Origin of the sequence: Amycolatopsis pretoriensis (assembly GCF_900107925.1) — a bacterium.
GTDB lineage: Bacteria > Actinomycetota > Actinomycetes > Mycobacteriales > Pseudonocardiaceae > Amycolatopsis > Amycolatopsis pretoriensis.
In genome coordinates this window covers 1-8,468 of record NZ_FNUJ01000016.1, presented here as the reverse complement: position 1 = coordinate 8,468, position 8,468 = coordinate 1, and the positions used below count along the sequence as shown (strand labels likewise).

At 72.7% G+C, this 8,468-nt stretch carries 9 protein-coding genes; 5 read left to right on the top strand and 4 right to left on the bottom strand.

Translation table 11 applies throughout. From position 1 onward, the window contains the following. The first annotated feature begins 2 nt into the window (after positions 1 to 2). The 3 genes from panD to BLV96_RS45485 all read left to right on the top strand — a co-directional run bounded on the left by panD (position 3) and on the right by BLV96_RS45485 (position 1,763). Complete coding sequence (panD, locus tag BLV96_RS45495) at positions 3 to 413, top strand: aspartate 1-decarboxylase (protein WP_086675370.1); 411 nt, start codon at positions 3 to 5, stop codon at positions 411 to 413. A gap of 98 nt (positions 414 to 511) precedes the next feature. Then, complete coding sequence (locus BLV96_RS45490; RefSeq protein WP_086675371.1) at positions 512 to 1,543, top strand: ABC transporter substrate-binding protein; 1,032 nt, start codon at positions 512 to 514, stop codon at positions 1,541 to 1,543. A 10-nt stretch (positions 1,544 to 1,553) separates the two neighbouring features. Continuing rightward, positions 1,554 to 1,763 (top strand): MbtH family protein, encoded by a 210-nt coding sequence (locus BLV96_RS45485; RefSeq protein WP_086675372.1) that lies wholly within the window; start codon positions 1,554 to 1,556, stop codon positions 1,761 to 1,763. Positions 1,764 to 1,811: 48 nt separating this feature from the next. On the opposite strand, the gene BLV96_RS45480 is transcribed toward BLV96_RS45485, so the two are convergent. Next, a complete protein-coding gene (locus tag BLV96_RS45480) occupies positions 1,812 to 2,420 on the bottom strand; it encodes a dihydrofolate reductase family protein (RefSeq protein WP_086675373.1) in 609 nt (202 codons plus the stop codon). 75 nt (positions 2,421 to 2,495) lie between these two features. Here BLV96_RS45480 and BLV96_RS45475 point away from each other — a divergent pair, with 75 nt between their 5' ends. Then, positions 2,496 to 3,365 (top strand): LysR family transcriptional regulator, encoded by an 870-nt coding sequence (locus BLV96_RS45475; protein ID WP_086675374.1) that lies wholly within the window; start codon positions 2,496 to 2,498, stop codon positions 3,363 to 3,365. A gap of 47 nt (positions 3,366 to 3,412) precedes the next feature. On the opposite strand, the gene BLV96_RS45470 is transcribed toward BLV96_RS45475, so the two are convergent. The 3 genes from BLV96_RS45470 to BLV96_RS45460 are packed head-to-tail and all read right to left on the bottom strand — an operon-like array spanning position 3,413 to position 7,734. Next, the gene (locus BLV96_RS45470; protein WP_086675375.1) at positions 3,413 to 5,164 is read right to left on the bottom strand and encodes an ABC transporter ATP-binding protein; all 1,752 of its coding nucleotides are present in this window, start codon (positions 5,162 to 5,164) and stop codon (positions 3,413 to 3,415) included. After that, the gene (locus tag BLV96_RS45465; protein ID WP_086675376.1) at positions 5,161 to 6,825 is read right to left on the bottom strand and encodes an ABC transporter ATP-binding protein; all 1,665 of its coding nucleotides are present in this window, start codon (positions 6,823 to 6,825) and stop codon (positions 5,161 to 5,163) included. The genes BLV96_RS45470 and BLV96_RS45465 overlap by 4 nt, the downstream gene beginning before the upstream one ends. A 54-nt stretch (positions 6,826 to 6,879) precedes the next feature. Beyond that, a complete protein-coding gene (locus BLV96_RS45460) occupies positions 6,880 to 7,734 on the bottom strand; it encodes a DMT family protein (protein ID WP_167379943.1) in 855 nt (284 codons plus the stop codon). Positions 7,735 to 7,778: 44 nt separating this feature from the next. On the opposite strand from BLV96_RS45460, the gene BLV96_RS45455 reads away from it, so the two are divergent. Beyond that, positions 7,779 to 8,291 (top strand): DinB family protein, encoded by a 513-nt coding sequence (locus BLV96_RS45455; RefSeq protein ID WP_167379942.1) that lies wholly within the window; start codon positions 7,779 to 7,781, stop codon positions 8,289 to 8,291. The last annotated feature ends 177 nt before the right edge of the window (positions 8,292 to 8,468 follow it).

Sequence of the window (8,468 nt, the reverse complement as noted above, 5' to 3'; positions counted from 1 at the left end):
GAGTGCACCGCACCCTGATGAACGCCAAGATCCACCGTGCCACCGTGACGCAGGCCGACCTGCACTACGTGGGTTCGCTGACGATCGACGCCGACCTGATGGCCGCCGCGGACATCGTGGAGGGCGAGCGCGTCCAGGTCGTCGACATCACCAACGGCGCCCGGCTGGAGACCTACGCCATCACCGGCGAGCCGGGCACCGGCGTGATCGGCGTCAACGGCGCCGCGGCGCACCTGGTGCACCCGGGCGACCTCGTCATCATCATCACCTACGCCCAGGTCGACGAGGCCGAGCGCGCCGGCCACCGGCCGCGTGTGGTGCACGTCGACGCCGACAACCGCCAGGTCCACCTGGGACACGACCCGGCCGAGCCGGTGCCCGGGGCGGAAGCCCAGCTGTCCGGCCGGAACTGACGTGCGTGGGCGTGGACACAGGACGGTTGCGGTGGTTGCTTTTGGCAGGCTGCCCTAAATAAGGTGTGCCTTACCTAAAGCTCAGCGAGAGGTTCTTCATGTCCGTGTTTCAAGGCGGTGCCGGGCTCAGCCGGCGTGGATTCCTGATCGGCACCGGCGGCCTCGCCGCGACCGCGGTCCTCACCGCGTGTGGCAGCAGCGGCGAGGACGACAAGCCGGCGGCGGCCGCGTCCGGCCCGTGGGAGTTCACCGACGACCGCGGGCAGAAGGCCGCGCGCGACCAGCGTCCGTCCCGCGTCGTCGCCTACGCCAGCTCGGCCGCGGCGCTGTGGGACTACGGCGTCCGCCCGGTCGGCGTCTTCGGCCCGCAGAAGACCGCCGACGGCAAGAAGGAGATCCAGGCCGGCAACATCGACCTGAACGCCGTCACCTCGATCGGCAACGCCTGGGACGACTTCAGCATGGAGAAGTTCGCCGCGCTCAAGCCGGACCTGGTCGTCACCGGGCTCACCGGCACCAAGCCGACCGACCTGTGGGTGCTCAAGGACGACCTCGGCCCCAAGGTGCAGCAGATCGCCCCGATCGTCGCGATGTCGGAGTACAAGGTCACGCTGCCTAAGGTGATCGAGCGCTTCGAGCAGCTCGCGGTGGCGCTGGGCGGTGACGCGAACTCCGACGCCATCAAGAAGGGCAAAGACGACTTCCAGAAGGCGTCGGACGACCTCAAGGCCGCCATCAAGGCCAAGCCGGGCCTCAAGGTGCTCGTCGTGTCCAGTGACAAGGACAACCTCTACGTCTGCAAGCCGGAGTTCTTCGCCGACCTGGCCTACTACCGCGAGCTCGGCCTGGACATCGTCGACGGCGCCGGCCCGGACGACTACTTCGAGACGCTCAGCTGGGAGCAGGCGGGCAAGTACCCGGCTGACCTGATCCTCAGCGACAGCCGCACCTTCGCCCTTTCTCGCGACCAGCTGGCCGCGATCCCGACCTGGGCGCAGCTGCCCGCGGTCAAGGCGAACCAGCTCGCCGACTGGTCGACCGAACCCCGGTTCAACCCGGTGCTCGCGGCCCCGGTCATCCAGAAGCTGACCGAGGTCGTCAAGGGCGCCCGCACGGACATCACCGCCTGAGGAGGCCCGCATGACCAACCCGTTCGAAGACCCCGACGGCACGTACCTGGTGCTGGTGAACGCCGAGAACCAGCACAGCCTGTGGCCGCAGTTCGCCGACGTCCCGGCCGGCTGGACGCTCGCGTTCGGCCCGGCGGGCCGCCAGGACTGCCTGGACCACGTGGAAGCGAACTGGACGGACATGCGGCCCAAGTCCCTGGCCGACGCCATGGACGACTGAATCCCGTTGCCCGAAAACGCCGGGAGCCTCGAGGGGCTCCCGGCGTTTTCAGTGCCGGACGCGGTACATCAGGTGCGTGACCGACTTCGCCGCTCGCACCTCGACCTGCTCGAGATCCAGCGGCGGGACGCCGTCGAACAGCCGGGAGCCCGCGCCGAGCATCAGCGGAGCCACGTGCAGCCGGATTTCGTCGATCAGCCCGGCGGCGAGGTACTGGTTGACCGTCTGCGCGCCGCCGTGGATGGAGATGTCCCCGTCGCCGGCCGCTTCCCGGGCGCGGGCGAACGCCGCCTCGATCCCGTCGGTGACGAAGTGGAACGTGGTGCCGCCGTCCATCGGCTGCGGCTCGCGCTCGTGGTGGGTGAGGACGAAGACCGGGCCGTGGTAGGGCGGGTTGTCGCCCCACCAGCCCTTCCACTGCCGGTCCCAGTCACCGCGGATCGGGCCGAACATGTTGCGGCCCATGATGAACGCCTTCGCCGTCATCATGCGCTCGAACTCGCCGGGGTGCTGTTCGGCGCCTTCGCCGAACCAGGCGTGCAGCTTGTCGCCCCAGCCGTCGCCGCCGTCTTCGCCGAACGGGCGCTGCTCGGTCTGGTTGATCCCGGCGGCGTAGCCGTCGAGGGAGATCGTGAGGTCGCAGGTCACCTTCGTCATGGGACCATCTTGGCGGCGTTCGACGCATGACGTCCAATGCCAGATCGGCCGCGAACACATTGATAACGTTGATGAATGCTGAACCTGGTCCACCTCAAGGTGCTGGCCGCGGTGGCGCGGCACGGATCGGTGACCGAAGCCGCGCGCGAGCTGCATTATTCGCAGCCGTCGGTGAGCCACCACCTGGCCCGGCTGGAGACGGCCACCGGAGCGCGGCTCGTCCAGCGGATCGGCCGCGGCATCCGGTTGACGCCGGAAGGCAGGCTGCTGGCCCACCGCGCGGCGGAGATCGTGGGCCGGGTCGACGCGGCGGCCACCGAGCTGGCGGCGCAGGTCGGCCTGCAGGCGGGCCTGGTCCGGGTGGCCGCCAACGCGTCCACACTGGCCACCATCGTGCCCCGGGCCGCGGCGGCGCTGGCTGCCGCGCACCCGGGGCTGCGGCTGAGCCTGGTGGACGAGCACCCGGTCGAAGCGCTGCGCCTGCTGCGCCATGGGGAGATCGATGTCGCTGTGGTGTTCAGCCATGCCGACGGCCCGGTCGAGGAGGGGTTCCGGCTGCGCCACCTCGGCGACGACCCGGTCCACCTCATCAGCCGGGAAGCCGGTGACCGGCTCGAGGACCACCGGGACTCCGGGTGGATCGGCGGTTGCCCGCGGTGCCAGGAGGAACTGGGCGCGATGTGCGCGCAGTCCGGCTTCAGCCCGCGCGTCGCATCGCTGAGCGACGACATGGTCGTCGTGCAGTCGCTGGTCGCCGCCGGGGCGGGGGTCGCGATCCTGCCCGGGCTCGCGCTGCAGGCTCATCGCCGGGCCGATGTCCATGCGACCGAGACCGGGTTCAGCCGCCGGATCCACGCGGCCACCTACGGTGAGCCGCCCGACCCGCCCGCGGTGGCGGCCGTGCTGGCCGCCCTGGCGGAGGTGGCGGCGGGCGTGTTGGCCTGATCAGGCGGCTTCGCCTTCGGGTGCCGGCCCCGCTCACGGACGCCGCGTCAGGCGCGCTGGCCTGACCAGGCCGCCCACAGCTTCGCGTACTGACCACCCGCGGCGACCAGTTCGTCGTGGGTACCGGACTCCACCACCGCGCCCGCGTCGAGGACCACGATCCGGTCGGACGCCGCCGCCTGCGTCAGGCGGTGGGCGACCACCAGCGCCGTGCGGCCTTCGAGGGCCGCGGCGGCCGCGGACTCCAGGACCCGCGAGCCCGCGCTGCCCGCCTCCGCCGTGGCTTCGTCGAGGATCGCGATCGGTGGGTCGGCCAGCACCAGCCGGACCAGGGCGAGCTGCTGCGCCTGCGTCACCGTGAGCTGGTGCCCGCCTTCGCCGACGACCGTGGCGAGGCCGTCCGGCAGGCTGTCCACGAAGGACAGTGCGCCGACTTTCCCCAGTGCGTCCCGCAGTTCCGCGTCGGTCGCCGCCGGGCGCGCCAGGCGGAGGTCGTCGGCGAGGGGGCCGGCGAAGACGTGGACCTCCTGGCTGATCAGCGCGACCGTCCGGCGGGTGGCCTCCGGTCCCAGCTCCTCCAGCGGGACGCCGCCGAGCGTGATCGTCCCCGAGGCGGGCGGGTGGATGCCGGCGATCAGCTTGGCCAGCGTCGTCTTGCCCGCCCCGCTCGCCCCGACCAGCGCCACCCGCTCGCCGGGTGCGACGGCGAGGTCGATGTCGCGCAGCACCGGGTGACCGTCCACATAGGAATAGCCGGTCGCCGCCGTCTTCACCGACGCGTCCACCGGCCGGGCCGGCCGCGCGGGCGCCGCTTCGGCGGGCAGGTCCGCGACGCCGATCAGCCGCGCGAGGCTGGCCGCGGCCGCCTGCGCGTCGTCGACCAGGGCCAGCGCCGTCGTGATCGGGCCGAAGAGGCTGTGGAAGTACAGCGCCGCGGCCGTCGCGACGCCGACCGTCACCGCGTCCGCGCCGACCAGCAGGAACCCCATGGCCAGCACGGCCGACAGCCCGACGAACTCCGCCAGGTTGAGCCGCGCGTAGAACCGCGTCACCAGCCGGATCCCGCGCAGGGCGAGGTCGACGGCGACGTTCGACCGCTCGCGCACCCGGTCGAGGTGGGTGTCCGCGAGCCGGAACGCGCGGACGGTCTTCGCGCCGCCGATGGTGTCCAGCAGCTGCTGCTGTTGCGCCCCGACGGCCTCGCGCTGGCTCGCGTACAACGGCTTCGCCCGCGGCACGTACCAGCGGACGGTCCACAGCTGGATCGGCACGGCGACCAGCGCGGCCAGCAGGAACCGCCAGTCCAGCACCGCCAGCGCGCCCAGGGTGAGCACCACCGTCAGCACCGAGCGGCCCAGCTCGGGCAGCGCCTGCCGGACGGCTTCGGCGACGACCGAGACGTCGTTCGTCACGCGCGTGGTGAGGTCGCCGGACCCGGCGCGCTCCAGCTGGTCGAGCGGCAGGCCGAGGGCCCGCTCGACGAAGCGTTCCCGCAGCTCGGCCAGGATCGTCTCGCCCAGCCGCGCCACCAGCGACACGCCGATGGCCGTCGCGACCGCCTGGCCGAGCGCGACGAGCACCAGGCTCACCACCGGTGTGACGAGGTCGGCCGCCGGGTGGCGCGTCGCGACCAGGTCGACGACCCGGCCGAGCAGGGGAGCGGTGAGCAGCCCCATCGCCGTCGCGGCGACGAGCATCGTGAACGCGGCCGCGGCGCGGCCCTTCGACCGGCCGGCGAGCTCGCCGACGACGGCGCGGATCCGGCGGCCGTCGGCCACGGGGAGGAGTTCGCGGATCATGACAGCACCGCCGCCCGGTAGTCGGCGCGACCGGCCAGCTCGGCGTGGCTGCCGACACCCGCGATCCGCCCGTCGTCGAGGAGGACGACGCGGTCGGTCGCGGCGAGCAGCGCCGGGCTGGTGGTCACGAGGATGGTGGTGCGGCCGCGCCGCAGTTCGGCCAGGCCCGCGGCGATCCGGGCCTCGGTGACGGTGTCGACGGCGGTCGTCGGGTCGTGCAGCACGAGCACCGGCGCGTCCACGGCGAGGGCGCGGGCGAGCGCGACCCGCTGCCGCTGCCCGCCCGAAAGCGACCGCCCGCGTTCGCTGACGGCGGTCGCGACGCCGTCGGGCAGCGCGCCGGCCACCTCGTCGACGGCGGCCGCGGTCATCGCCGGTCCGGCGAGCGGCCCCGTGCCGCAGTTCTCCGCGACGGTGCCGGCGAACAGATCCGCGTCGTGCGCGGCCACCAGCACCACCTCGCGGACCCGGCTGGGGTCCACAGTGGACAGGTCGACCGCGTCGACGGTCACGGTCCCGGCCGTGGGGTCGGCGGCGCGGCCGAGGCAGTCCAGGAGGTCGGTCGCGGCGGCCGGGTCGGTGGCGACCACGCCGAGCAGCTCGCCGGGGTGCGCTTCGAAGTCGACGTCCCGCAGTGCGCCGCGGCCCAGCGCGGACAGCCGGACGTGCCCCGCGGCGGGCGTCGGGAGGGTTGCTTCGCCGGTGTCGACGGCGTGGGGCGCGTTGAGGACGTCGGCGATGCGTCCGGCCGACGCGCGGCCCTGGGCGAGTTCGCCGTTGACCCACGAGAAGATCGAGAACGGCGTGATCAGGTACTGCGCGAGCCCGACCGCGGCGACGAGGTCGCCGACGCTGATCTCGCCCGCGGCCGCGAGGTTCCCGCCGACGAGCGCGACGAGCGCGATGAAGATCCCGGTGAGCGCGAGCAGCGCGCCGTTGTGCCAGGCCTGGGCGCGCGCCGCCCGCAGCGTCGCCTTCAGCGAGTCCTGGCTGGTGCGGCGGTAGCGGTCGACGGCGGCGCGTTCGGCGCCGACGCCCTTGAGCACGCGCAGCCCGGCGACGAGGTCGGTGGCGATGCCGGAGGCGAAGGCGGAGCGTTCCTGTTCGGCCTCGCTGCGGCGTTCGAGGGGCTTGCCGATCAGGTGCGCGAGGTAGAGCATCGGCGGCGTCCCGAGCAGCACGAGCAGGCCGAGCGGGACGCTCATGGTCAGCAGCACGACGGCGCTGACCAGCAGCCCGACCAGGCCGGCGACGCCGAACGGCAGGACACCGTTGACCTGGCCGACGCGTTTCGCGTCCGACGTCCCGACGCTGACGAGCTCGCCCGCGAGGGACTCCGCGCCGCCGCCGGGGTGCAGGACCCGGCGCCCGACGTCGAGCCGCAGCTCGTGGGCGGCGCGTTCGGCGGCGCGCTCACCGAAACGGGCGCCGAGGCGGTAACTGGTCGACAGCACGGCGAAGAGCACGCCGAGCACCGCGAGCCAGAACAAGAGCGTGCCCACCGATCCGCCGGCGACGGCTTGGTCGATCACCACGCCGATCACCACCGGCACCAGCGCCTCACCACCTTGGTGGCCCGCCGTCAGCAGGGCCGCGAGGCCCACCGATCGTCGTTGCCCGGTGATCGAACGGCGGAGGACTTCCCGTCCGGTCGTGCTCACCCGCGCCTCCCTGTCCTGGTCGTGGGATAGGTAAGGCTAGTCTAAGTAAAGAAGTTACGGGAATACGGTCGGCTTCGTCTCACTTGTGTCCGGCTCCCCGAAGCGGGCCAGGGCGAGCGCGGCGGCCACGGCGAGGACGAACCCGGCGATCGCGAGCACCGCGAACCCGGGCCGGGTCCGGTCGCCGAGCACGAGCACCCCGACCAGCGACGGGAAGACGGTCTCGCCGAGCACCATCATGGCGGTGCTGGTGGTGACGCTGCCGCGTTGCAACGCCGTGGCGTAGAACAGCATCGCCATCCCGCCCGCGACCGCGACGGTGTAGGTGGCCGGGTCGGTGAGCAGGTCCAGCGGGGCCAGGCTCGGGATGATCCGGCCGGCGATGGCGACGACGCCGAAGCTGAGGCCGGCGACGAGCCCGAGCGCGGGCGTCCGGACCCGGCGGCTCGCCTTCCCGGCGGCGATCCCGGCGCCGGCCAGCACGGCGACGGCCCCGATCAGCCCCAGCCGGAAGCCGAGCCCGACGGGATCGGAGCCTTCGCTCTCGGCGGCGGCGCCGAGCAGCCCGAGCCCGGCGCACACGACGGCGACGGCCGCCCACTCCTTCGTCCCGAGCCGCACGCCGAGGAACCGCGCGGCGACGGCGGTGACGGCGAGACTGGCGGCGAGGGCGGCCTGCACGACGAAGAGCGGAAGGACGTGCAGGGCGGCGATCTGCGCGACGAACCCGAGGACGTCGAGCGACAGGCCGGCCACGAACTTCCACTGTTTCAGGACGCGCACGAGCAGTTTCGGATCGACACCGGTTCCGGCACCGGTGTCCGTCGCCCGGGCGGCGACCGACTGCATCACCGAAGCCACGCCGTACGCGATCGCCGCGCCGAGCGCGCAGAGCAGTCCCCACCACATGGCGATCACTCTATTTTGTCGGACCGGTGGGGTACGTTGCGGTCATGTCGAACACGAGTTCGAAGACGCAGCGGTCGTGGCCCGGGCGCCTGGCCGGCGACGAGTTGCGCCTTCAGCTGGACTTCTTGCAGTTCCTCCGTGCGACGGCGGTGAACAAGCTGGCGGGGTTGCCGGTCTCCTCGGCGGTGGCCACGCCGTTGCCTTCGTCGCCGCGGTTGAGTGCGCTGGGGGTGGTGAAGCACCTGACGGCCGTCGAGCGGTGGTGGTTGTCGATCGAGGCCGGAGGGGCGGATCTGCCGTCGCTGTGGGCGGGGTCGCCGGATCCCAGCTGGGACTTGGCGCCGGAGGACACGCCGGTTTCGGTGGTGGCGGCTTACAAGGCCGAGTGGGGGCGGGCGGAGAAGTCGCTGCGGAGGTTGGGTCCGGACGATCGGACTCGGCGGCGCGGGGAGTTCACCGTGCGGTGGGTGGTGGCGCACGTCGTTCAGGAGACTGCGCGGCATGTGGGGCATTTGGATTTGCTGCGGGAGCTGGCTGACGGGGAGGTGGGGGAGTAGGGGCGTTCTGAGGGCGGAGGCCGGGCTGGGCGAGCCGGGGCCGGTCGAGGTGGGCTGGGCCGGCCGGAGTCTTTTGCGGCGCGGCGGTTTGTCGTGCCCTGTGTGGGTGGTCGGCTTTCCCGAGCCGAGCCGAGCCGAGCCGAGCCGAGCCGAGCCGAGCCGAGCCGAGCCGAGCCG